The 25,509-nt window shown below is 47.6% G+C and carries 23 protein-coding genes; 20 read left to right on the forward strand and 3 right to left on the reverse strand.

Annotated features, from left to right (window positions below; genetic code table 11):
• Window positions 1-158 precede the first annotated feature (158 nt).
• From glgB to glgA, 4 genes are read left to right on the forward strand one after another with little or no spacing between them, the layout of a single operon-like run.
• A complete protein-coding gene (gene glgB, locus ABD734_RS03065; protein ID WP_344701288.1) occupies window positions 159-2,084 on the forward strand; it encodes a 1,4-alpha-glucan branching protein GlgB in 1,926 nt (641 codons plus the stop codon).
• 1 nt (window position 2,085) lies between these two features.
• Entirely contained in the window at window positions 2,086-3,237 is a 1,152-nt protein-coding gene (locus ABD734_RS03070) for a glucose-1-phosphate adenylyltransferase (protein WP_344701290.1), read from the forward strand.
• Entirely contained in the window at window positions 3,237-4,337 is a 1,101-nt protein-coding gene (gene glgD, locus ABD734_RS03075; protein ID WP_344701292.1) for a glucose-1-phosphate adenylyltransferase subunit GlgD, read from the forward strand. Before ABD734_RS03070 ends, glgD begins: the two co-directional genes overlap by 1 nt.
• Before the next feature lie 24 nt (window positions 4,338-4,361).
• The gene (gene glgA, locus ABD734_RS03080) at window positions 4,362-5,762 is read left to right on the forward strand and encodes a glycogen synthase GlgA (RefSeq protein WP_344701294.1); all 1,401 of its coding nucleotides are present in this window, start codon (window positions 4,362-4,364) and stop codon (window positions 5,760-5,762) included.
• A 44-nt stretch (window positions 5,763-5,806) separates the two neighbouring features.
• Here glgA and ABD734_RS03085 read toward each other — a convergent pair whose 3' ends face one another.
• The gene (locus tag ABD734_RS03085) at window positions 5,807-7,507 is read right to left on the reverse strand and encodes an Rqc2 family fibronectin-binding protein (protein ID WP_344701296.1); all 1,701 of its coding nucleotides are present in this window, start codon (window positions 7,505-7,507) and stop codon (window positions 5,807-5,809) included.
• Window positions 7,508-7,647: 140 nt separating this feature from the next.
• Here ABD734_RS03085 and gmk point away from each other — a divergent pair, with 140 nt between their 5' ends.
• The 10 genes from gmk (at window position 7,648) to ABD734_RS03135 (ending at window position 19,577) form a co-directional block, all read left to right on the forward strand.
• Entirely contained in the window at window positions 7,648-8,271 is a 624-nt protein-coding gene (gmk, locus tag ABD734_RS03090) for a guanylate kinase (protein WP_344701298.1), read from the forward strand.
• Window positions 8,271-8,465, forward strand: a complete 195-nt coding sequence (rpoZ, locus tag ABD734_RS03095) for a DNA-directed RNA polymerase subunit omega (RefSeq protein WP_344701300.1) — start codon at window positions 8,271-8,273, stop codon at window positions 8,463-8,465. Before gmk ends, rpoZ begins: the two co-directional genes overlap by 1 nt.
• Window positions 8,466-8,535: 70 nt before the next feature.
• Window positions 8,536-9,726 carry a bifunctional phosphopantothenoylcysteine decarboxylase/phosphopantothenate--cysteine ligase CoaBC gene (gene coaBC / locus ABD734_RS03100; protein ID WP_344701302.1) on the forward strand — a complete coding sequence of 397 codons (1,191 nt, stop codon included), beginning with the start codon at window positions 8,536-8,538 and terminating at the stop codon, window positions 9,724-9,726.
• On the forward strand, window positions 9,726-12,107 hold the full coding sequence (priA, locus tag ABD734_RS03105) for a primosomal protein N' (protein ID WP_344701304.1): 2,382 nt from the start codon (window positions 9,726-9,728) through the stop codon (window positions 12,105-12,107). The genes coaBC and priA overlap by 1 nt, the downstream gene beginning before the upstream one ends.
• A gap of 12 nt (window positions 12,108-12,119) precedes the next feature.
• Window positions 12,120-13,064 (forward strand): methionyl-tRNA formyltransferase, encoded by a 945-nt coding sequence (gene fmt, locus ABD734_RS03110; protein WP_344701305.1) that lies wholly within the window; start codon window positions 12,120-12,122, stop codon window positions 13,062-13,064.
• Complete coding sequence (gene rsmB, locus ABD734_RS03115) at window positions 13,064-14,359, forward strand: 16S rRNA (cytosine(967)-C(5))-methyltransferase RsmB (protein WP_344701307.1); 1,296 nt, start codon at window positions 13,064-13,066, stop codon at window positions 14,357-14,359. Before fmt ends, rsmB begins: the two co-directional genes overlap by 1 nt.
• Before the next feature lie 2 nt (window positions 14,360-14,361).
• Window positions 14,362-15,465 carry a dual-specificity RNA methyltransferase RlmN gene (gene rlmN / locus ABD734_RS03120; RefSeq protein WP_344701309.1) on the forward strand — a complete coding sequence of 368 codons (1,104 nt, stop codon included), beginning with the start codon at window positions 14,362-14,364 and terminating at the stop codon, window positions 15,463-15,465.
• Between the two features lie 2 nt (window positions 15,466-15,467).
• Window positions 15,468-16,214: a Stp1/IreP family PP2C-type Ser/Thr phosphatase gene (locus tag ABD734_RS03125; RefSeq protein ID WP_344701311.1), complete on the forward strand. Its 747-nt coding sequence runs from the start codon at window positions 15,468-15,470 to the stop codon at window positions 16,212-16,214.
• The gene (locus tag ABD734_RS03130) at window positions 16,211-18,235 is read left to right on the forward strand and encodes a Stk1 family PASTA domain-containing Ser/Thr kinase (protein ID WP_344701313.1); all 2,025 of its coding nucleotides are present in this window, start codon (window positions 16,211-16,213) and stop codon (window positions 18,233-18,235) included. The genes ABD734_RS03125 and ABD734_RS03130 overlap by 4 nt, the downstream gene beginning before the upstream one ends.
• Window positions 18,236-18,305: 70 nt before the next feature.
• Window positions 18,306-19,577, forward strand: a complete 1,272-nt coding sequence (locus ABD734_RS03135; protein ID WP_344701315.1) for a cytochrome P450 — start codon at window positions 18,306-18,308, stop codon at window positions 19,575-19,577.
• A 143-nt stretch (window positions 19,578-19,720) separates the two neighbouring features.
• Here ABD734_RS03135 and ABD734_RS03140 read toward each other — a convergent pair whose 3' ends face one another.
• On the reverse strand, window positions 19,721-20,026 hold the full coding sequence (locus tag ABD734_RS03140) for a rhodanese-like domain-containing protein (protein WP_344701316.1): 306 nt from the start codon (window positions 20,024-20,026) through the stop codon (window positions 19,721-19,723).
• 87 nt (window positions 20,027-20,113) lie between these two features.
• Between ABD734_RS03140 and rsgA the strand changes: the two genes are divergently transcribed.
• From rsgA to ABD734_RS03160, 4 genes are read left to right on the forward strand one after another with little or no spacing between them, the layout of a single operon-like run.
• Complete coding sequence (rsgA, locus tag ABD734_RS03145; RefSeq protein ID WP_344701318.1) at window positions 20,114-20,980, forward strand: ribosome small subunit-dependent GTPase A; 867 nt, start codon at window positions 20,114-20,116, stop codon at window positions 20,978-20,980.
• Window positions 20,981-21,625 carry a ribulose-phosphate 3-epimerase gene (rpe, locus tag ABD734_RS03150; RefSeq protein WP_344701320.1) on the forward strand — a complete coding sequence of 215 codons (645 nt, stop codon included), beginning with the start codon at window positions 20,981-20,983 and terminating at the stop codon, window positions 21,623-21,625.
• A gap of 4 nt (window positions 21,626-21,629) precedes the next feature.
• Entirely contained in the window at window positions 21,630-22,256 is a 627-nt protein-coding gene (locus tag ABD734_RS03155) for a thiamine diphosphokinase (protein WP_344701322.1), read from the forward strand.
• A 12-nt stretch (window positions 22,257-22,268) separates the two neighbouring features.
• The gene (locus ABD734_RS03160; RefSeq protein ID WP_344701324.1) at window positions 22,269-22,970 is read left to right on the forward strand and encodes a DUF554 domain-containing protein; all 702 of its coding nucleotides are present in this window, start codon (window positions 22,269-22,271) and stop codon (window positions 22,968-22,970) included.
• A gap of 53 nt (window positions 22,971-23,023) precedes the next feature.
• Here the strand turns inward: ABD734_RS03160 and rpmB are convergent, their stop codons facing one another.
• Complete coding sequence (gene rpmB, locus ABD734_RS03165) at window positions 23,024-23,212, reverse strand: 50S ribosomal protein L28 (protein ID WP_344701326.1); 189 nt, start codon at window positions 23,210-23,212, stop codon at window positions 23,024-23,026.
• A 203-nt stretch (window positions 23,213-23,415) separates the two neighbouring features.
• On the opposite strand from rpmB, the gene ABD734_RS03170 reads away from it, so the two are divergent.
• Together ABD734_RS03170 and ABD734_RS03175 are read left to right on the forward strand one after the other, a co-directional pair.
• Window positions 23,416-23,784 carry an Asp23/Gls24 family envelope stress response protein gene (locus ABD734_RS03170; RefSeq protein ID WP_344701328.1) on the forward strand — a complete coding sequence of 123 codons (369 nt, stop codon included), beginning with the start codon at window positions 23,416-23,418 and terminating at the stop codon, window positions 23,782-23,784.
• 21 nt (window positions 23,785-23,805) lie between these two features.
• Window positions 23,806-25,455, forward strand: coding sequence for a DAK2 domain-containing protein (locus ABD734_RS03175; RefSeq protein ID WP_344701330.1), 1,650 nt, complete (start codon window positions 23,806-23,808; stop codon window positions 25,453-25,455).
• Window positions 25,456-25,509: the final 54 nt, after the last annotated feature.

Below are 25,509 nucleotides of genomic sequence, written 5' to 3' on the forward strand. Positions count from 1 at the left end.
AAAGTTCCTCCATCTAGTTGTAGTAAATGATTGTTGCATGTATAATTATCATTTAAATAAATATTCTGAAATTGCTGTAAATGTATCATTCCAAATTTATAAGTTGTAACACCATAAAAATGGGTATGGACATAGTATAACGTAAAGGGGGAGATATTTTGAGTGCAGAGCGGTTGGAAATGGATAAATATCTGTTTCACCAGGGCACCCACTACAATGCCTACCAATTCATGGGGGCTCACGTTTTGGGTGATGAGGTGCGATTCATCACCTGGGCGCCGAATGCTACGCATGTGCAGCTCGCGTGTGAGCACAATGACTACAGTGGTGAAGGCATGGATTTTGAGCCTTTGGGCGATCAAGGTCTATGGATTTTCAAAACCCCCAACATGAAAAAAGGGGACGCCTATAAGTATAAGATTTATTTTCAGGGCACATCCCATCTGAAATCAGATCCCTATGGATTCTACCATGAACGGCGACCGGCAACAGCCAGCATCGTCCACCACGATGATTTCACCTTTACGGATGATGAATGGATGGCGAAAAGAAGCAGAAGCAATGTCTATCAAGCCCCGATCAGCATTTATGAAGTCCATCTGGGGACTTGGATGAGACATGCCGTGGACAGTGCAGATTATAACACCGTCGATGAGCTGACTGATGCTGCCCATTTCAGCTATGATGAAATTGCTGAAGCATTGGTGCCATATGTGGAGAAGATGGGATACACACATGTTGAGTTCATGCCTTTGACTGAACATCCCTTTGACTTGTCCTGGGGTTACCAGGTGACAGGCTACTTCTCTCCGACCAGCCGTTTTGGGGAGCCGGCTGGATTGAAGCGCCTGATCAACCGTCTGCATGAAGCGGGAATCGGTGTCGTCATGGACTTTGTACCCGCCCATTTCTGTAAAGACGCGCATGGATTAAGGATGTTCGACGGCATGCCTGTCTATGAACATCCTGATCCGAGAATTGCTGAAAAACGCCAGTGGGGAACGTTGACGTTCGATTACGGACGGCCTGAAGTACAATCTTTCCTCATCTCTTCGGCGATGTATTGGTTGCGTGAATTCCACATCGATGGTCTTAGGATCGATGCTGTGCACAGCATGATTGACCTGAACTTCGAAAACCATGAAGCCCGGGATAAAATCTATAACGAAGACGGCAGTGAGACGAACATTGCCGGGGTGGAGTTCCTGAAGAAATTGAATAAAGCTGCCTTCATGTATGATGAAACGCTCCTTATGATGGCGGAAGATTCTTCCGATGAGGCGAAAATCACCCACCCGGTCCACACCGGCGGACTCGGCTTCAATTTCAAATGGGATCTCGGCTGGATGCATGATCGGCTTGATTATATGGAACAGGATTTCTACGCGCGGGCAAACATCCACAATAAACTCACGTTTTCGATGGCATATAAGTACAATGAGAATTATCTATTGCCTCTGTCCCACGATGAGGTTGTCCATGGTAAGAAATCCATAGTCGATAAGATGGCTGGAGACCAATGGCAAAAATTTGCCCAGACCCGGCTGTTATATGGCAATCAGACCACAGAACCAGGAAAACAGCTACTGTTCATGGGGCAGGAAATAGGGATGTTCCATGAATGGAAGGATAAGGGGCAGGTCGACTGGCATCTTCTCGAATATCCGTACCATCACTCCCTGCAGAAATATACCGCTGACCTGAACGCGTTCTATAGGACGCATCCTGAGTTCCATAAATGGGATTACATGCCTGAAGGGTTCAAATGGCTGCTCGTCGACGATAATACGCATTCCGTCCTCAGCTATGTACGCAGATACAAGGAGACTTTTAAAGTATGCATATTCAACTACCGTCCGGAAGTATATCATGATTTTAAAATCCCAGTGCCTGAACCCGGCGTCTATCGGGAAATCTTCAATAGTGATGAAGACAAATATTCAGGTTCCGACGTCATGAATGACGGCAGGCATTTTTCAACGGATGAACATTATATCCGCGAAGACCAATATATAAAAGTATCCATCGCACCACTTGCTTTTCAAGTATTCGATCTTGAAGATGACACAGACAGGAGGAAGTAATATGACATCTAATACTGTAGCCATGCTGCTGGCAGGGGGAAAGGGCACGCGGCTTGGCGAACTGACGAAGGATATCGCCAAGCCAGCTGTACCGTTTGGAGGGAAGTATAGAATCATCGATTTTACAATGAGCAACCTGGCCAACTCGGGTATTTCGACAGTCGGGGTGCTCGTACAATACTCACCCTTAATGCTCAATAAGCACATCGGCATCGGCAAACCTTGGGGCCTTGACAGGCAATATGGGGGCGTCAGTGTACTCTCGCCGCATTCCAACCGTGAGGGCAGTGCCTGGTTCAGTGGTACGGCAGATGCAATCGTCAAGAATCTGCATTTTATCGATCAATACGAGCCTGATAATCTGATTGTCCTGAGTGGCGATCATATCTATCAGATGGATTATACTAAAATGCTCGAATTCCACCGGGCCAATGATGCCGATACCACCATCTCGGCAATTGAGGTACCATGGGAAGATGCCAGCCGATTCGGCATTCTGAACACGAATGAAGATATGAGCATATATGAATTTGATGAGAAGCCCGAGGAGCCAAAAAACAATATGGCTTCAATGGGAGTCTACATCTTCAAATGGGAAACGATTAGACCATACCTGCTCGAAGATGAAAAGAAGGAAGACAGCGAACATGATTTCGGGAAGGACATCATCCCAATGATGCTGTCGGATGAGAAGAGATTGTTCGCCTACAATTTTGAAGGCTACTGGAAAGATGTAGGCACAATCAAAAGTTATTGGGAAGCAAATATGGATCTGCTGAAAGACGATTTCCAGACTTTGCTGATGTCCAAAGAATGGCCTACTTATCCGAACGAAGAAAACCGTCCACCGGAGTACATCGGAGAAACAGCGGAGATAAAGGATTCACTCATTTCTCCAGGTTCTTTCATTGAAGGAAAAATCGATAATTCGATACTCTTCATCGGTGTGGAGACGGGGGCAGGCTCAAGCATCAAAGACTCCATCATACTACCTGATGCAGTAATCGGCGAAGGTGTCCGACTTGAGCGTGTAATCGTCACTTCAGGTGTTGAGGTGCCGGATGGTGCTGAAATACTCGCCGAGGACGAAGAGCCTATCGTCATCAGTCATGATACTTTAGACGACTATCTGCCAAAAGGGGGGCAATCATAATGGATAACGAAATACTTGGACTGATCAATCTACAGCCTGAACAGGATTACCTGGATGAATTGACTTATTTTAGGAGCAGTGGGTCGGTGCCATTCATGGGGCGCTATAGACTGATTGATTTCGCAATCACCAGCATGAATAATTCAGGCGTCAATGTCATAGGAGTATTTGCTGGCAATAAATTCAGATCATTACTCGATCATCTGAACCGCAAAGAAGATTTCGGCATTGAAGGAAGACAATCTAAAATATTCGTCCTTCCCCCTGACTGGAATGATCCGACTGACGTATCACAGGGAGATCTTAAGCATTTCCATAACCACTCCGATCTGTTCAGCCGTTTTAAAGGAAATCATGTGCTCGTCTCCGGCTCCCAGTTCATATCGAATACCGATTACTCTGAAGCGGTTGAACAGCATATCAAGAATGATAGGGACGTGACATTCGTTTCAGAAAAAGTTGAAACCCCTCCAGAAGGCCCGATCCTTCGCCTCATTACAGAAGGGGATCAGGTTACTGGATTTACACACGATCAAGAAAACTCGCACCTTTATACAGGCGTATACATCATTAAAAAATCTGTCCTTATGAACATCGTCACGTTCTGCATCAACAATTACAAGCCGAGTTTCTTCCATAATGGCATAAGAGAGAAGCTTGAAGAGTATAATACAGGTTTTTTTGATATAACGGCAAAAACACATTACTTCCATTCGATTGAAACATATTTCAACAACAGCATGGCATTGCTGGAAAAAGACCGCTACCGCAAATTCTTCTTCGGCAAGAATAGAGTGAAGACGAAAGTGAGCACCAGCCCACCGACGCTCTATAAGAAGACCAGCAACGTCAAAAAATCAATCTTGGCAAATGGCGTCACGGTCGAAGGAACTGTCGAACGCTCGATAATCGGCCGCAATGTCAAGATCGGCAAAGGAGCAGTCATTAAAAACTCCATCATTTTTGCAAATTGCAGAATCGAACCCGATGTCCACCTTGAGAATGTGATATTGGATAAAGATGTCAGGATTACAGAAGGACGCCAGCTGATGGGTTCTGAAGAAAAACCTTATGTTCTGGCCAAGCGTACCGAGATCTAATTTGATATGGGAAGAAGTGACAGCATGAAACATGTACTTTTTGCTGCAAGTGAATGCACACCGTTCATCAAGTCAGGTGGGTTGGCCGATGTCATCGGCAGCCTGCCGCAGGCACTTGTCAAGGAAGGGGCAGAGGTGTCGGTCATTTTGCCTCTATATAAGGGAATCATCCATTCAGATTACCGCCGGGATATGGAGGAAGTGATGATCTACAATACCCCGGTAGGATGGCGCAACCAGTATACCCGCATCTTGAAATATACAGATAGGAGAGTCACCTACTATTTTGTAGATAATGAGTACTACTTCAACCGTGACGGCCTCTACGGATATATCGATGATGGGGAGCGCTTTGCCTACTTTTCGAATGCGATCATTGAATTCATGTACCGTACAGATGAAAATTATGATGTGCTCCATTGTCATGATTGGCAGACTGGGGCTGCCGTTGCAATCGGCAGCATCAAACGGCCACACCCCGGCATGAAGATTGTCTACACGATCCATAATATCCAGTATCAGGGATGGATGGATCACTCGGCCTTCGGGGATATGTTCAACTTCGGCATGGAGCATTTCGCGGGATTCGAGTGGCAGGGCATGCTTAACATGATGAAAACCGCCATCCATCATGCGGATGTCATTACGACCGTGTCCGAAACATATGCCGAAGAGATTCTGACGCCATTTTTCGGTGAAGGTCTGGAGACGGTGCTCGAATACAGGAGGCATGATCTGCATGGCATCATCAATGGTCTGGATGTGACAGAATATAATCCCCTGAAAGATGATGCACTTGACTATAGATACCGATCATCATGCAAGACCAAACTGAAAAATAAGACGGCGCTTCAGAGTGCTCTCGGATTGGAAGTGGATGAGGCAATCCCCATGTACGGCATTGTGACTCGTCTCGTTTCACAAAAAGGTCTGGATCTCATCACACATGTCATGCATGAATTCCTGATGGAGGATGTCCAACTCGTCGTACTCGGATCAGGAGAGCAGCAGTATGAGGATTATTTCAAATCACTTGTCCATAATTTCCCCGGGAAGGTGCATGCGACAATCGGATTCAGTGAATCCTATGCCAGGAAAATCTATGCTTCCAGTGATTTCTTCATCATGCCGAGCCTGTTTGAACCGTGCGGTCTGGGCCAGCTGATCGCCATCAGATATCTAACGGTTCCAATCGTCAGGGAAACTGGTGGATTGAAGGATACGGTCGTGCCATATAACGAGTTCAATCATGTAGGGAACGGATTTTCATTCGAAAGCTACAATGCCCATGAACTGCTCGATGCCATGAGGTACAGCCGATCCATCTACCATGACAAGGCGCATATGGATGCCTTGTTCAATAACATGATGCAATCGGACTACAGTTGGGCAAAATCTGCCGAACGCTATATGAGCCTCTATTAAAGAAAAGCCACCTCCACAATATATTGTGGAGGTGGCTTTTCTTATTATGCTTCCGGCTGTGCCATTTTCATCACTTTTCCGCGGTCTGGAGTGACATTTACGGTCTGCTGGTCAGTATAGGTCACAAAACCAGGTTTTGCACCGCTGACTTTATGCACATGCCGGACTTTTGTAAAATCGACAGGCACCGACTCCGAGTCTCGGGCCTTGGAGTGATAGGCTGCTATCATCGCAGCTTCCAGAATATCCTGTTCTTCTATTTCGCCTTCAGTATGCAAGATGACGACGTGGGAACCTGGGATGTCTTTTGTGTGGAACCACAGATGGTTGTTCTGTGCTTTTTTACTCGTCAGATAGTCGTTCTGCTTGTTGTTTTTACCGACCAGTACATCCAGTCCATTCGTTGTCCGGTAAGGATGAAGCTGAATTTTATGCTTTTTCTTCTTCGGTTGTCTACGATTGTTCTTGATGATGCCCTGCTCGCCCAATTCCTCCCTTATCTCTTCAACTTCTTCTTCAGTGCTGATGCTTTCCATCTGATGCAGCAGTGAAGCGAGGTATTTAATGTCCTGGTATGAGCGCTCCAGCTGTGTAGCGGCGCTGCTTTCGCGCGTCTTCAGTTTATTGTACATCTTATAGTAGCGTTGGGCATTTTCACTCGCTGTACGATTCTTATCGAGGGGGATGCTCAGAGGTTCATCGGTATAATAATCGATGACTTCGATGCTTTCATCGTATGGTTTGACCTGGTGCATATATGCAGTGAGCAGTTCCCCGTACTTTTGGTATTCATCCATCTTCTCCGCTTCAGCGAGGTCCGCCTTGAGCTTTTCTATCTTACGTTCTGTACGGTCATATTCACGTTCGATCAAATGGACATAATCTTGTGCCTTCTGTCTGATCAGCGACTTCCTGTATCTGTCATGGTAATAGTCGTCCATCAATCCAGAGAGCGAATCATATGTTGCATCCGGTGCACCAAGGTGGCTGAGTGGAGTGAAATAGAATATTTCAGCGTCACCGGACGTATAGAGCACAGGCTTTATCTCTTCCGCCTGATGCATGGCTTCTTTTATTGCCGGTACGATGGTTTCAGTGGTGAAGTAACCCGCGAGATATTCGACTTCCTTGACGAAGAGTGGACTGAATCCTTCTACATTGTGGAGGATCTGCCGGCCTACCTTCCCCCTGTTGAAGTCGATGCGTGCTGTAAGTGACTCTATATCCGCCGTCCTCGGATTCAGTTTCGGCTCAGTGGGTGGGGCTGTATATGGGAAGCCTGGCATGATGGTCCTGCTGTTGTTGTTCGGCGTGAGGTGCTTGATGCCATCCTGGATGATATAGTCGGCATCCGTTATGATGATGTTCGAATGCCGTCCCATGATTTCCAGGATGAGTATGCGTTTGATTGGGTCTCCTAGTTCATTCCGCGATTGAATGTGCATTTCAACCCGGCGGTCGTTGCCGATTTGTCTGATGGTCTCAATGATGCCGCCCTCAAGATGTTTTCTGGCAACACGCACAAACATCGGCGGATCGAATGGAAATTCGTATTTATGGTCTGTCAGATGGAAGCGTGCATACATGGGATGCGCACTTATCAGAAGGTTATGGTTTGCACCTTGTGCCCTGACCTTGAATATCATGCTTGTGTCATCCATCTGTTGTATCTTATTTATCTTCCCGCTATGGAGACTATTCAATTCTCCCAATAGGGCGTGGACAAAATTACCGTCGAATGCCATGGTTTCATCCTCCTGTTTTAGACTAATGAACATTTTAACACGAATTGTGCCATGTTTGTCGCAAGCCGTCATTTGATGATGAATTTTTCTCCCGGTTATGGTACATTAGGAGATAATCACAAATAGAAAGGTTACGTGTTATGACTTCAGAAAAGGGATTGCTGATTGTACTCTCCGGCCCATCGGGTGTTGGGAAAGGCACGGTCAGAAAGGCGATTTTCGATCATCCTGATACTGACTTCAAGTACTCGATCTCCATGACGACAAGGGAGAGGCGAGAAGGGGAGACGGATGGCGTCGATTATTTCTTCAAAAGCAAAGCAGAATTCGAAGCATTGATTGAAGCAGATAAATTCATTGAGTATGCCGAGTATGTGGGCAACTACTACGGCACTCCGGTGGATTATGTGGAGGAGACCATGTCAAAAGGGCATGATGTATTCCTGGAGATAGAAGTCGAAGGGGCAAAACAGGTAAGGGAAAAGTTTCCTGAAGCCTTGTTCATCTTCCTGGCCCCACCGGACCTTAGCCAATTGGAGCAGCGTCTTGTGAACAGAGGAACAGACTCCCCTGAGATCATCAAACACCGCATTGATGAAGCAAAAAGAGAACTTAAAATGATGAACCTTTACGATTATGTCGTAATCAACGACGATGTGGACACTGCACGCGGACGGGTCCAATGCATTGTCGAAGCGTCCCATATGAAACGGGCACGTGTAGAATCCAAATTGAGAAAAATGCTACTGGAGGTCAATCAATAATGTTATATCCATCCATACACGATCTGAAGAAGAATGTCGATTCGAAATATCTGGTAGTGACAATGGCTGCCAAACGGGCACGTCATCTACAAGATGAACCGGATGATCTTATCTTGGAAGAGTACAAAACTTTGAAGACGGTCAGCCGGTCACTTGAAGAAATTGCTGCAAATAAAGTTAAGGCAAAAAACTAGCTGACAAATTTTGTCAGCTTTTTTTAACAGCCCATCGCGATAGAAGGGCTATATTCAAAGAGGTGAGAGCATGTCAAATATCGTTATCGGTGTAACAGGCGGCATCGCCGCCTATAAGGCAGTCGACTTAACAAGTAAACTGATTCAAGGTGGACACCAGGTCCGTGTCGTCCTGACGGAAAATGCACTTGAATTCATCACACCGCTCGCATTTCAGGCAATAAGCCGCAATCATGTATACACCGATACCTTCAAAGAGGAAGACCCGTCGGTGATTTCCCACATCAACATCGGGGAGTGGGCGGATATCATAGCAGTAGTGCCAGTGACTGCAAATACTATCAGCAAGCTGGCCAACGGCATCTATGACAATATGCTGCTCAATATGCTGGCGGCAAATCCAAAACCGGTGGTGCTTGCGCCGGCAATGAATGTCCACATGTATAACCAGCCTGCAGTACAGAGGAATATGGAAGTGCTTACTAAAGATGGATACCAATTCATCGATGCAGAATCCGGGTTCTTGGCATGCGGTTATAATGCCAAAGGACGCATGGCAAATGTACCGGAAATAAAAGCCTATATAGAAGCCCAGCTTGAACAAGATGACCGGATGTCTGGCAAGAAAGTGCTGATAACAGCAGGACCGACACAGGAACCTCTGGATCCGGTGCGCTACATCACCAACCATTCAAGCGGCAGGATGGGATACGCTTTGGCCGAGGCTGCGGCTGAGAGAGGTGCAGAAGTTGTACTGGTCAGTGGCCCAGTCAATATCGATGCACCACGGGGTGTTGAAGTCGTCGATGTCGTAACGGCAGAACAGATGCGGCGTGCAGCAGATGACCATATGGATGCTGATCTTGGCTTGTTCACTGCTGCAGTCAGTGACTTTGCACCTGTCTCCATGCAGGACCAGAAGATGAAGAAAGAGCAGGGGACAGAGCGTATGACCATTGAGATGAAAAAGACACCGGATATATTGAAGCATGCCGGACTCCATGCCAGAGATATGTATGTCGTGGGATTTGCAGCAGAAACCGAAAATGTTGAAGCGTATGCGTTGGATAAACTGAAGCGGAAGAATGCTGACTGCATCATCATGAATGATGTATCCAACCCTGATATCGGCATGAACAGCCCGGATAACGAGGTGGTCATGCTGTTTAAAGAGGGGGAGCCGGTACCATTCGAAAAGATGGATAAGCAATTGCTCGCTTCTGTCATCATGGATACGCTGCTCGACAGGTGGCTGGACTGATGTATGCTTCTGTAATAGTGGATATCCCGAGTAAAAGCGTAAACCAAGTCTTTGACTATCGTGTCCCGGAAGGCATGCTGGATATACTCAAGGTCGGCCACCGCGTACTCGTACCTTTCGGGCGACGTACCATCCAAGGGTATGTGATGAAGCTCAGCGAAAAGACCGACTTCGATCCGGAGCGGATCAAGGAAATCGCACGCACTCTCGACATTGAGCCAGTGCTGACAGAAGAGATGGTGGTCATCGCCAAACATCTTGCAGACTACTACATCGATCAGTATATAAGCGTTATAGAAACCATTTTGCCGGCAGCGCTGAAGGCAAACTACAAAAAGGTGCTGCGCTTGGCTGAAGGGCATGGAGCGACAGCAAAAAGACTTCTTGAATCCCATCAGCAGGGTGGGGAGGTGGAGACGAGACATCTGCCTGCCCCAGTGCTGGAGGAACTTGCACCCTACCTCGCGTCTGGGGAAATAAAGGAAGAGACAGTAATCACGCAGCATACGAAAAAGAAGACGGCCCTTGCAGTCTATTCCCTACGTCATCCTGCAGTCGAACTGTCACGCGCCAAAAAGCAGCAGGAGCTGCTCGACGTAATCGAATCCAGTTCGGAGCCGATATTTATCAGAGACCTTGCCGCTGAAGGGTTCTCCAACCATCTGGTCAATGAACTTGTCCGGAAAGGATATGTAGAGAAGGTCGAACGGCAGATGGAACGGGATCCGTATGCTGATAGGGTATTTACACTGGACCCGCCGAAAGTGTTGAATGAAGAACAGCAGCATGCCTATGACCGCATCGCTGAAACGATGGATGCCAGGGAGCCCCACACCTTCCTGCTCCACGGGATTACAGGCAGCGGCAAGACTGAAGTATATCTTCAGGTCATTCAAAAGGTGATGGATGAAGGACAAAATGCCATCATGCTGGTGCCGGAGATCGCTTTGACCCCGCAGATGGTCAACCGCTTCAAAAGCCGATTCGGTGATGATGTGGCGGTGCTCCATTCCGGGCTTTCCCACGGGGAGAAATACGATGAATGGCGCAAAATAAAAGAAGGCCGTGCACGTGTATCGGTCGGGGCCAGAAGCAGTGTCTTTGCTCCCTTCGAGAATATCGGTGCCATCATAGTGGATGAGGAGCATGAAACGACATATAAGCAAGGAGATCGGCCGATGTACCATGCTACTGAAGTGGCGAAGTTCAGGAGCCGATACCATAATTGTCCCCTGATACTGGGAACGGCGACACCGAGCCTCGAAACATATGCCCGTAGTGAGCGGGGCGTCTATGAGCGGCTTGAACTGACGCAGCGGGCCGGGACGAAAGTGCTGCCCGAGATCCATGTTGTGGATATGGCAGAAGAGCATCGCGGGGGCAATACCTCGATAATTTCACAGACGCTCAAAGAAGCCATCGACCAGCGCATCGAGCGGGGTGAACAGACTGTGCTGCTGCTTAATAGGCGGGGATATTCGAACTTTCAGATATGCCAAAACTGCGGCTATGTGCCAATCTGTCCAAACTGTGACATCTCCCTCACCTACCATAAATCAAACAGCAGCCTCCTGTGCCATTACTGCGGTTATGAATCGGCAGTCCGACGTACATGCGAAAACTGCCAAAGTGACGATGTCACCTTCAGGGGCACGGGTACCGAGAAAGTGGAAGAAATACTGCGCGATATGTTCGATGCTGAAATCGTCAGGATGGACAACGATACAACAAGGCGAAAAGGCATGCATGAAAAGCTGCTTGATCGCTTTGAAGAAGAAGAAATACCCATTCTGCTCGGCACTCAGATGATTGCAAAAGGGCTCGACTATCCCAAGGTGACGCTTGTGGGTGTGCTGAACGCAGACACGATGCTCAATCTTCCTGATTTCAGAGCCAATGAAAAAACATACCAGCTGCTCACTCAAGTATCGGGCCGCGCAGGACGGCATGCTTTGTCTGGAGAAGTGATCTTCCAGACCTACAATCCGAGCCATTATGCAATCCAGCTGGCAAAAGGGAACGACTACAGGCAGTTCTATGAAAAGGAGATGGCATTCAGACGTCTGGCTCGCTACTCACCATTTTATTTTCATGTATTATTTACCGTTTCGAGCGAGGATATTTCAAAATGCCTCAAAGCAACAAGTCATATCCATGATGCCCTGGTGGACGCCGTTACGGACAAGTCCATCATAGTGGGGCCATCCCCAAGTCCTCTTGAGAGGATCAACCGGCAGTATCGTTTCCAGATAATGTTGAAATATAAGAGGGAGCCGGCACTGCTCGAAGTTTTGGGTGAATTGGATGAATACTATCATGAAGCATATCGTACGGAAGGTGTCTCACTCCGGATAGATGTGGATCCGCAAGTCATCATGTAGGAGGAATTTATAATGACGGAAACAATCATTTTTATGGGGACCCCCGATTTCTCAGTACCCATATTAAAGAAGCTCCACGAAAAGCATAACGTCGCGCTGGTCATCAGCCAGCCGGATAAGCCGGTCGGCAGAAAAAGGGTGCTGACCTCTCCGCCGGTCGCAGAAGCAGCAAAAACCCTCGATATTCCACTTTTACAACCTCAAGATATCAGACAGGAGGAAGCGGTGGAGAAGATCAGGGAAATGGCTCCGGATCTGATCGTCACAGCAGCCTACGGACAGATACTCCCAAAGGCACTGCTTGACATTCCGCGTCTCGGAGCGGTCAATGTGCATGCCTCCCTGCTGCCGAAACATAGAGGCGGCGCCCCGATCCACAGGGCGATCATGGAAGGTGATGCAGAAACCGGTGTGACGCTCATGTATATGGCTGAAGGGCTCGACAGTGGAGATATCATCACAAGCGTAAAGACCAACATCACGCCTGAAGATGATACAGGAACTTTACATGACCGCCTCTCACACCTTGGTGCAGAGCTTCTCAATGAGACACTTCCTGCCTTACTGGCAGGGACGAATACCCGTGTTCCACAAGATGAAGGGCAGGTCACAATCAGTCCGAACATTTCCAAAGAGGATGAACAGTTGGACTGGGGGGACGATGCAAAGCATCTGTTCAATCATATACGGGGATTGTCCCCATGGCCCGGTGCCTATACTGAAATGGATGGCAAACGCCTGAAGATCTACGGTGCGCGACTTCTTGAAAAGCACTCAAAGCGTCAACCCGGCACCATCGATTCGGTGACGGAAGATGGCTTCACCGTAGTCTCCGGAGATCGTCGGTTGATTGAGGTCACACAAGTCCAGCTGGCTGGGAAAAAGCGGACTGATGCATCGGAATTCACAGCAGGCAGACAAAATCTAGAAGGCACAATACTTGGGGGTATCAGATAATGTCATTACGTAAACTGGCCCTCGATGCATACAGCCGGGTGATGGATGAGGGGGGTTATTCCAACATCGTCTTGAACGATATAATCAAGAGCCATCCATTGGAAGCGAATGATAAAGGACTGCTGACTGAAATCGTCTACGGCACGATCGCAAAGCGGCTGCACATCCAATATCAGATCAGGCCCTTTATACGCACAAGGCTCAAGCGGTGGCAGCGCAATCTGATAGAGATTACAGTCTATCAGATCATGTGGCTGGACCGTGTGCCGAACTACGCCGCAATCAATGAAGCGGTGGAGATCGCCAAGGCATCAGGCGGCCCAAAAGACGCCAATGCCATCAATGGCATACTGAGGAATTTCGAAAGGTCGCCGAGGCAAGATGCCGATACCATCAAAAGCGCAACAAAGCGGTTGTCTGTTGAAACGAGCATCCCCGAATGGATCATTTCCCATTGGAAGACCCACCACGGCATCGATGGGGCCCGTCGGATAGCGGAAGCATTGGACAGCCGTCCCCAGATGTATATACGCACCAATACATCACGCATTACACGGGAGTCGCTCATCTCGAAATTGACAGCGGAAGGCTTGAAGGCGATCCCTTCAGATATTCATCAAGACGCCATTGAAGTGGATGGTGATATCCTGAAGTCGGAGGGCTATGAAGCAGGATTATTCAGCATCCAGGATGTCAGTTCGATGCTTGTCAATGAAGCCCTTGAACCGGCAGTGGATGATATCATCCTTGATGCCTGCAGTGCGCCAGGCGGTAAAGGGCTGCACGCGCTAGAGAAAGCCACCAGCGGGCATGTCGATCTGAGTGATGTACACGCGCATAAATTGCCGCTTGTGACCCAACATGCCAAACGCCTGGGGTTGTCGAACCTCGAAGTTTTTCTGGCAGACGCAGCCCAGGATGAATATCCGAGACTGTATGATAAAATCATAGTCGACGCCCCGTGCTCAGGGCTCGGGGTGATGCGCAGGAAGCCGGAAATCAGGTACGAGCGCACTGCGGAAGATGTAGAAGCGCTTGTTGGTCTCCAGCTTGAAATTTTATCCAACGTAAAGCAATACTTGAAAAAAGGCGGCGTGCTCATATATTCGACATGCACCATCCATCAGATGGAAAATGAAAATGTGGCCTATACGTTCAAAAAGGAAAATGACGATATCGAGTTTGATCCGTTCAGATTGGAAGCATTCGATTTTGAAGGGCCATATCGCCAGATTCTGCCCCAGGAAGCAGATACAGATGGCTTCTTTATAGCCAGATTCAGGAAGAAGGAATAGAAATGATAAAAAGACCAGAAAAGAAACCGATTAAAGATTTTCAGCTGCCGAACTTCGATCGACCGTCGATCTACACGTTAAACCTCGATGAATTGGAGGCATTGGCAGTCGAATGGGGAGAAGAGCGGTATCGCGGTGCGCAAATATTCGAATGGCTCTATATTCATCGTGTAGACCAGTTTGAAGAAATGTTGAACCTGCCTAAGGATATGCGCCAAAGACTGTCCGAGATGTACAGCATAGCGCCGCTGGAGACGGTGGTCAGGCAGGAAAGTAAGGATGGCACCATGAAGTTCCTGTTCCGCCTACGGGATGGCTATACCATCGAAACTGTATTGATGCGCCATGATTACGGCAACTCCGTGTGTGTAACGACCCAAGTTGGCTGTCGTATAGGCTGCAGTTTCTGCGCGTCGACGCTCGGGGGATTGAAGCGTAATCTCGAAGCGGGCGAAATTGTCTCGCAGATCGTCCAGATTCAGAAAGCGCTGGACGAAACGGGCGAACGTGTGAGCAGCATCGTCATCATGGGCATCGGTGAACCGTTTGAAAACTACAACCAGATGATGAAGTTCCTGCGTATCGTCAATCATGACGATGGATTGAATATCGGCGCTCGTCATATCACGGTGTCCACTAGTGGCATAGTGCCCCGCATCTATGATTTTGCGGAAGAAGATATACAGATCAACTTTGCCGTGAGCCTGCATGCAGCGGATAATGATATAAGGACACGCCTGATGCCGATCAATAAAGCTTATGATATAGAGAAATTGATGGATGCCTTGAAGTATTACCAACAGGAGACCGGCCGTAGGATCACTTTTGAATATGGCCTTTTCGGTGGCGTCAATGACCAGCCTGAACATGCACGAGAGCTTAGTGAATTGATCAGCGGCTTGAAATGCCATGTCAATCTCATACCTGTCAACCATGTGCCGGAGCGGAACTATGTACGCACTACAAGGGATGATATCTTCACATTTTTGGAGACACTCAATGAGTGCGGGGTGAACGCGACGCTCAGAAGAGAGCAAGGAACCGATATAGATGCCGCATGCGGCCAGCTCCGTGCCAAGGAATCCAAGGAAGAAACGGGGGAATAGCAATGAAGGCAGTAGAAGACAGCATCAAGGGAGACTACCGCAGCTTGAATGAAGATGCCACCGGCATCTTCTATAATGGAACAGATCAGATGCTGCTGCTCGTTTCGGACGGGATGGGCGGCCATGAGCATGGTGATGTCGCCAGCAGGTTTGCACATGATGAAGTGAAGGCAGCATGGGAAGAGCAGAATCTGTTCGACGTCGAGCAGGCGGTCGAATTTTTGAGGCATCTTGTGATGGATGTCAACCGCAGGATGCATGAATACCAGGAAGAATATGCAGAGTATCGCGGAATGGGCACGACCCTTGTCCTCGCGGCAGTGATTGACGAAACCCTGCTTATTTTGAATGTGGGGGATTCCAGGGCATATGTGATGAACGCCCGCTCCATCGAACAGGTGACGAAAGATCACTCATTCGTCAACATGCTGGTCGATGCCGGAGAAATTACCGAAGCAGATGCAAAAGTGCACCCTAAAAGGAATATAATCACAAAAGCACTCGGCACCGACCGTCTCATCCAAGCAGATGTCTTCAGGTTACGGAACAAACAGTATAATCATCTCCTGCTGGCTTCTGACGGCCTGACGGATGAAATGGATAGTGGAGAAATTCATACAATCGTGTCAAAGCCGGACATCCCGTTTGAGGATAAGCCGGGGTATCTTATAGAACGTGCACTCAAAAATGGCTCTACGGATAATATCAGCCTTGTATTGGCTGAACTGAAGGCAGGCAATCAGGTGTGATTGGGGAAATCGTTTCAGAGCGCTACAAGGTGATTGAATACCTCGGCGGTGGCATGAGCTCCGTTTACTTGGCTGAGGATATCATCTTGAACCGGGAAGTGGTCGTAAAGCTGATCAAAGTGGATCATCATAACCGCGAGAAATCCGTGGCGCGGTTCCAACGTGAGGTCGAAAGTACGATCCAACTCTCCCATCCAAACATCGTCAGCGTTCTGGACGTCGATGAGACGGATATGTATCATCTGCTTGTAACCGAAGTGATCCATGGTCCGACGTTGAAACAGTTCATCGAAGATAATCATCCTGTGCCGGTAGCTGAAGTGCTGAGGATATGTGGGATGGTGCTGCGTGGCATCAGGCATGCCCACGGTGCAGGCATCATCCATAGGGATATCAAACCCCAAAACATTCTGATGGATGGTAAAGGACAAGTGAAGATTACAGACTTCGGCATTGCTAAGGCCCTGAGTGATACACGCATGACTGAAACTAACCAGGTCATGGGTTCTGTGCAGTACATATCCCCGGAACAGGCAAAAGGCAACCAGACGGATGAACGGACAGATATCTATTCATTCGGGATTGTATTGTTCGAATTACTTGCCGGCCGGCTGCCGTTTGAAGGGGAAACCCCGGTTTCAGTGGCATTGAAGCATATATCAGAGCCCTTTCCGGACATACTGGAATTCAGGGAAGTGCCGGAAGCGCTTGTCCGCATAATCGGTAAGTGCACTGAAAAAGATCCCCATAACCGCTATCGTCAAGTAGATGAAATACTCAATGATATCGCTGCATTCAATTCCGGTACAGTGTCTCAGACCCACCTTGGGCCAAGCCCCCTGAGCAGCCATCAAGAAGATAGGAAGAAGAATCGAAAGCTATGGCTCATTCCATTGTTGGCAATGTTGCTTCTGCTGCCGACATTATTCTTTTTCTTTGTTATGGACCAATCGACCATCCTCCCGGACATGAACGGTATGCCGATTGAAGATGCCGGAGAGATACTTGAAGAAAATGGTTTGGAGATGGGTGAGACAATCGAGGAATATGACCCTGAAATGAGTACTGGCTCGATCATCAGCACCGTACCAGGGGCTGGTGGGAAAGTAGATAAAGGCACTCCGATTGATATTATCGTCAGCCGAGGAGAAGCACCCTATAAAATGGAGGATTTTGTCGGGGGCTACTATGAAGATATCAAAGGTGATCTGGATGCACTTGGATTCAGCAGCGTCGAAGTGGAAAAGATACCCGATGCTTCAAAACCTGACACGGTACTTTCGCAGTCCATTGGAGCTGGAATGGAAGTCACTCCTGAAGAACATGAGCTGGTCCTTGAGGTGTCTTCAGGAATGGAAATGCCTTTGTTGACGGGACTTTATCTTGAAGATATGCAGGCTGATATTGAAGCGATGGAATTCAGCTCATTCGAAGTTGAAGAAGTATATGATCCATCTGAACCCGGGACTATAGTAGAACAGTCAATAGAACCAGATACCCTTGTCGATCCGTCTTCAGACAATTTGAAGCTGACAGTGTCAAAAGGCTTGGAAATGATAGAAGTGGAAGATTATAGGGGACAGCAGCTGGAGGAAGCAGAGGCAGCACTGATTGAGTCAGGATTTGAAGTGGATATCATCCAGGAAGCCCACAGCGCAGACTTTGAAGAGGGCCAGGTCATGGGCCAGTCCCCACATTATGGGGAATTCACAAAGGGTTCCACAATCGATATAATCAAATCTTTAGGGCCCGAACCAAAAAATGAGAAGCAATTTGCCAAGGAAGTCTTGATTCCATACGACGATAAAGATACAGACTCCAAGGAAGAACGTCCAACCCGTACTGTGGAAATATACATTGATGACAAAGATAACGATATAGATGATGTATTCGATACACTGGAAATCGATTCGGATCACGAGTATACGATCAATATGATTATCGAAGAAGATGAAACCGGCCACTACCGCATCGATGTCGATGGTGAGACCGTCAAAGAGGATAAGGTGCCCTACAAGTGATTGAAATAGTGGCATAAGCACGATCATTTATATATAATGGATTAGGAATAATGAAATTGGAGGAGAACTTATGAGCACAATAAAAAGAGACAAAGGTCTCGACAACACGCTTAAGGTAATGAAAGAAGGTTACCTATACACCACGAATCAAAGAAAGCGCCTTGGTGCAGAAAACATATTTGAAACAAGGGGTCTTGGCGGTAAGCGCATCCTCGTCCTCAGTGGTAAAACAGCTGCTGAGACTTTCTATGATAACGATAGGATCGAACGGTCCGGCACTCTGCCAAAACGCGTCGTCAATACTCTGTTCGGTAAAGGTGCCATCCATACGACGACCGGTAAAAAACATATAGACAGAAAAGCACTCTTCATGTCACTTATGACAGAAGGCAACCTGAAATACTTACGTGAACTTACACGCAATCACTGGTATATGAACACCCACCGCATGGAGCAGATGGGCCGTGTAAACATCTATCGCGAATCCATCGTCCTCCTTACTAAAGTAGGTACCAAGTGGGCTGGTGTACAGGCTCCAGAATCTAAGATTGAAGAAATCGCAACGGATATGGACATCATGATCGATTCCTTCAAAGGCTTGGGCTCCAAGTTCAAAGGCTACAGGGAGTCCGTCAAAGCACGTCACCGTGTCGAGGACTGGCTTGAAGATCAGATCATCCAGACCCGTAAAGGCAAGATCCACCCGCCAGAGGGAACGGCTCTCTATGAGTTTGCACATTGGGAAGACTACAAGGGGAACCCTATGGACTCAAGACTCTGTGCCATCGACCTGATGAACACGTTCCGTCCTCTCATCGCGATCAACCGATTTGTATCATTCGGTCTGCATGCGATGAATGAATATCCAATTTCAAGGGAAAAAATCAACAATGAAGAAGATTACGCGTACATGTTCTCCCAAGAAGTGCGTCGTTTCTACCCATTCGTCCCATTCCTACCGGGCAAAGCGAAGACGGACTTCAACTTCGATGGACATGATATAGACAAGGACACTTTCCTTCTGCTCGATGTCTACGGCACAATGCATCGCGATGATGTATTCGAAAATGCGAATGAATTCCGCCCTGAACGCTTCATAGACTGGGATGGCAGTCCGTTCGACCTCATTCCACAAGGCGGCGGCGACTACTATACGAACCACCGTTGTGCGGGTGAGTGGATGACAGTCATCATCATGGAAGAGACGATGAAATACTTTGCCGGCAAAATTTCATATGATGTGCCTGAGCAAGATCTCACCGTTGATCTGAACAGCATCCCAGGCTACGTTAAAAGTGGCTTCATCATTGAAAATGTCAGAGAAAACGTCGACCGTAAATAAATTCAAATGCCCCCTTCCGCCATATGGCGGAAGGGGGCATTCATTTATGGGCAAATTGTCATTTGGCCCTGCCTACCAAGAAATGGTGGCGCAATGAAAAAGGAGTCTCTCCCGCCTTGGGATAGACTCCTTCGTGCATATGGCTAGAATGTATCGAGTGGGCCGTCATAAGCCAGTATGCCGCCTTCGACATTCAACGCTTTGTAGCCGTTATCAATTAAATGGTGCTGTACTTTCTCACTTCTCTTGCCGGATCTGCACATTACATAATACGTCTTGTCCTTATCGAGGGAGGAAATGGCATTCTCGAAGTCCGACATCGGATAATGTTCAGCACCAGGCACGAAGCCTGTCTCTTCCAGTTCATTCTTTTCCCTGACATCAATCAGGACTTTATCCTCATCTTGGATTACATCTTGCAGTTCGTTCGCTTCAATTGACTCTGACATAGTAGTACCTCCTTTTATGATGCTAGTGATATTTTATCATAAAGAGGGTAACTGTTATAATAAAGTAAAATCAATCAGGGGTGACGTATGCTTAAAGGAAGAATAATCAAAGCATTGAGCGGATTCTACTATGTAGAGTCCGAAGGGAGTATATACGCAGCGAGGGCGAGGGGCCTGTTTAGAAAAACCAAGGAATCCCCGCTTGTCGGCGATATTGTAACATTTCAGGTGGAGAACGATATGGAAGGGTATATAACAGCGATAGATCCGCGCAAAAATTCACTTGTGCGGCCACCAGTCGCCAATATCGATCAGCTATTGATTACAATGAGCATGAAATCCCCTGAATTCAACTATTATCTTCTGGACCGATTCCTTGCCTACGCAGAAGCGCATGATATGGAGCCAGTAGTCATCATCACCAAGATGGACCTCGCTGATGACGATTTCGATGCCGAAGCGCTGAAATCGGTCTATAGTGATATCTACCCTGTCCATTTCACCGACCGAGGTTCCATCGCCCGGGATTTGGAAATGATCTTCAGGGATAGGATCAGTGTCTTGGCTGGTCAGTCCGGGGTGGGTAAATCGACTCTACTGAATACATTCCTGCCGGCACTCGATCTTGAGACTGCAGAAATCTCCAACGCTTTAAATCGTGGAAAACATACGACGCGGCATGTGGAGCTGATGGATATTGCCGGAGGCAAGATTGCAGACACCCCAGGATTCAGCACGATAGAATTCACAAGTCTCGATAAATACAACCTCAAGTTCTGTTTTCCGGATTTCAATGTGCACAGTGAGAAATGCAAATTCAGGGAGTGTCAACATATTAAAGAACCTAAGTGCGGCGTCAAGGAAGCCGTGGCGAACGAAGTGCTGGCCAAGACGCGCTATGACAGCTATGTAACGATCTATCATGAAATTGAAAACAGAAAGGTAAGATATTGAATGGATAAAATTTTACCATCCCTGCTTGCCGGGGATTTTGCGAATCTGGAACGCGATATTGATAGGATGGAGGCAGCTGGTGCCGATATGTTCCACCTTGATGTCATGGATGGCCAGTTTGTGCCGAACATATCATATGGACTGCCTGTGATCGAAGCCATCAGCAAGGTCTCCAACATACCGCTTGATGTGCATCTGATGACCCTTCAGCCCGACCAGTTCATCGAAGAACTGAAGCGGATGGGCGTTGCTATGGTGTCCTTTCACGTTGAAGCGACGCATCACCCGCACCGACTGATCCAAAAAATCCAGCAGAATGGCATGAAGGCGGGTATCGCGCTAAATCCACATAGTTCCATATCTGAGCTTGAATATCTGCTGCCAGACCTTGATTTCGTCCTCATCATGACAGTCAATCCAGGCTTTGGCGGACAGCAATTCATCAGCCAATGTGTGGATAAGATCACCGAACTTGAGGGGATGAGGAGAGCGCATAACTATCAATTTGACATCGAAGTCGATGGCGGCATAAATGATGAAACGGCGGCTATATGCAGGCGTGAGGGGGCAAACCTGTTTGTCAGCGGCTCCCATCTGTTCAAGGCCGAGGACCCTGCCGCAGCAATCAGCCGGTTGAGGGGATGATGGCATGCATATCAACGTGTTAGTCCGTGAATCTAAAAAGGGCATAGTGGAAGCCATCAGGCCCGGCGAATGGGCTGGGGTGGATCGCGGTGCATATCTTCTGCTCAAGGAAGGCATCCACCCAAAGTATACTTATGGGGATTTCGATTCTGTAGACGATGGAGAATGGGCGTTCATCACCAGACATATGGCGGTGACACCTGTTCCGACACGGAAAGATGATACGGATTTGGAGATATGCCTGAAAGATCTTGTGGCAAAAGGCTACTTGAGCATAGATGTATACGGGGCGACGGGTGGTCGGCTCGACCATACTCTTGCGAACATCTTTCTGTTGACGCGCAGCAGCTTCAGCAAGGCCAACATCAGGCTCATCGATCACCAGAACATCATGCAGCTGCTCCCGGCAGGCCAGCATACAGTAGCAAAAGCTGAAGGCATGCGCTATGTCTCCTTTTTGCCGTTGGCTGCAGGTGGGAACTTGAGCTTGGGGGGATTTGAATATGATTTGGATAATGTCGAACTCGAGGTTGGCCGAACATTGACGATAAGCAACGAATTTAAAGAGGAATATGCTTCGGTGCATACGGATGCTACAATAATTATGATACAATCCAGAGATGACCGTTAAAGGAGGGGCAGAATGATTTTAGCAGGTGCATTCACAAATGGTATGGCAATCATAGTCGGTGGATTGCTGGGTTTGATATTTACATTCATTCCGGCTCCGATAAAGGATTCCATAATGAAAATACAGGCATTGATCATTCTGACTCTGGGGATTCAGATGGTCGTCCAGGCCGATGATATCATCATAACATTACTCAGCCTGATCGTTGGGGTGGTCATCGGGGAAGTCATCCGTCTTGAAGAGATGCTGAACCGCTTCGGCCACTGGATGGAGATCAAGCTCGGCGACAAGCATGCCGGTAACCTGTCACAAGGGTTTGTCTCCGGTACTCTGGTCTTCATTGTAGGTGCCATGGCAATTGTCGGAGGATTGGATGCAGGCCTTAGAGGCTCGAATGAAGTACTGATCACAAAATCGATCATGGATTTCTTCATCGCAATAGTCATGACGACCACCTATGGCCTCGGCGTCATCATCTCAGGCGTGCCGACATTCTTTTATGAATCAGGCATCATACTTTCTGCCCAGCAGATAGCCAAGTTCATACCGGAGTTCATCCTCGATCAGATGATCCAGCAGGTGACGAGTACTGGTGGCGTAATACTTCTTGCGATTGCCTTAAATATGCTCAACATCACTAAAATGAGGGTGGGCAATATGATACCCGCAATCTTCACAGCGATGCTGATGGTTTATCTCATCAACATATTCTAAATAAAATAAAAAAATCCATCCGATCTGATCGGATGGATTCAATATTGCCAAGATTATACGCGTTGGACTTTGCCGGATTTGAGTGCGCGGGCTGATGCCCAGACTCTTTTAGGCTTGCCGTCGACGAGTACCCTTACTTTTTGCAGGTTGGCGCCGAAAGTCCTTTTGTTGGCGTTCATTGCGTGTGAACGGTTGTTGCCTGTGCTTGCTTTACGGCCAGTGAAATAGCATTCTTTAGACATATTGTCATCTCCCTTTATAAAGATTACCATAAATATTGATTATAGCTTTATTTGCATACTATAATATAATACATGATAAGAAAAGATTTTACAAGCGATATTCCGAGGGTACGCTAGGCGGCCGGCACTATGGTGTTATAGGCATACTTGTATTTATATGCGGTTTCCGCTTATAATTAAATGATGTATGAGGAGGAAAGACAATGACTCTTGAAATAAAAAATGAAATGGGCAGTATTGATATCGCCATGGACGTAATTGCGAATATTGCAGGCGGTGCAGTGGTGGAAAGCTACGGTGTCGTCGGTATGGCTTCTAAGCACCAGGTGCGTGACGGCTTTGCCGAACTCCTCGGCAAAGAGAATTATTCGCGCGGCGTCATCGTGGAAAACAACGAAGGCGAAGTGGATATCGATCTATATATAATCGTCAGCTACGGCGTCAAGATTTCAGAGGTGGCGACGAATCTGCAATCGACCGTCAAATATAAGCTCGAAAAGACACTTGGGTTGAACATAAAGTCAGTTAACATTCATGTTCAAGGTGTCAGAATCATCAATACTGAGGACTGATCAGGGAGGATTTACTAAGCAATGGATAAGATAGATGGTGTAATGTTTAAAAATATGATTTTAAGTGGTGCCGAGAACTTGCGGCAGCGCGCCGAGTATGTGGATTCATTGAACGTCTTCCCGGTTCCAGACGGTGACACGGGCACCAATATGAATTTATCGATGACTTCAGGAGCCAATGAAGTGGAAGATAAAAGTGAAAGCCATATCGGAGATATCGGCAAATACTTTTCCAAAGGTCTGCTGATGGGTGCGCGGGGGAACTCTGGCGTGATACTCTCCCAGCTCTTCCGTGGTTTTTCCAAGTCCATAGAGGACGAGGAGGAAATAGATGCAGCAACTTTTACAGCTGCGCTCAGTGCCGGTGTACGCACTGCCTATAAAGCAGTCATGAAGCCTGTCGAAGGCACTATCCTGACAGTCGCTAAAGATTCTGCCACAAAGGCTGAGGAACTGGCTGAAACAGAAACGTCACTCACCTCCTTGATGGAAGGCATCATCAAGGAAGCGAAAGCATCCTTGGACAGGACACCAGACCTGTTGCCGGTACTTAAAGAAGTGGGCGTCGTAGATTCCGGTGGACAGGGATTATTATATGTCTATGAAGGCTTCCTTTCTGCATTGAAGGGCGAAAAGATTGAAGTCAAGGATGAGCAGAAGAACATGAAGGACTTCGTTGATGATCATCACGAGTTCGATCAGTTCATGACGGCAGACGACATCGAGTATGGTTTCTGCACCGAATTCATGGTGCGCTTCGATGATAAGGGCCGTGAGTTCAACGAAGATGCGTTCCGCGAAGAGATGAGTGAATTCGGCGACTCGCTGCTTGTCATATCAGACGATGAGATCGTCAAGGTCCACGTCCATACTGAAACACCAGGAGAAGCTATGACTTATGGCGCCGAGTATGGTGAACTGATCAAGATGAAGATTGAAAACATGCGTGAACAGTTCAGGGAGATACAGGACAAGAAAGGTCCGGCCAAAACCGAGACAAAGGACAAGCAATCCTATGAAACGGCAATTATAACCGTTTCATCCGGAGAAGGCATCAATGAATTGTTCAGGAGCATCGGTGCAACGCATATCATAAACGGCGGCCAAACGATGAATCCCGCTACGGAAGATATCCTGAAGACGATAGAAGGGGATGATGTCAAAAATGTCATCATCCTGCCCAACAATAAAAACATCATCATGGCCGCTGAGCAGGCATGTGATCTACTTGATATCCCGGCTGCCGTAATACCGAGCGCATCGATACCTGAAGGATTGGCGAGCCTGCTGATGTATTCTCCAGATGCTGGGCTGGAAGACAACAGTACTGCAATGAAGGAAGCACTTGAACACGTCAAGACAGGACAGGTAACATATGCAGTACGCGACACCAAGATAGACGGAGTCGACATCAAAAAAAATCAGCACATGGGCATCAACAATGGCAAGATAACCGGCGCAGACGATTCCAGGGAAGCGGCATTGAAACAGCTGCTTGAATCGATGATTGATGATGAATCTGAAATCGTCACTGTACTTATCGGCGACGAAGGAGATCGGGATGAAGTAAACCGCATCATTGAAGCAGTTGAAGCAGAACATGACGAAGTGGAATTTGAAGTCCATGAAGGACATCAACCGGTGTACAGTTATCTACTTTCTGTAGAATAGTCATGAGACCCCATCGGTTCGCCTGGATCGATGGATTTTTTTATGGAGGGGATC

The organism is Salinicoccus jeotgali, from assembly GCF_039538805.1.
Lineage (GTDB): Bacteria > Bacillota > Bacilli > Staphylococcales > Salinicoccaceae > Salinicoccus > Salinicoccus jeotgali.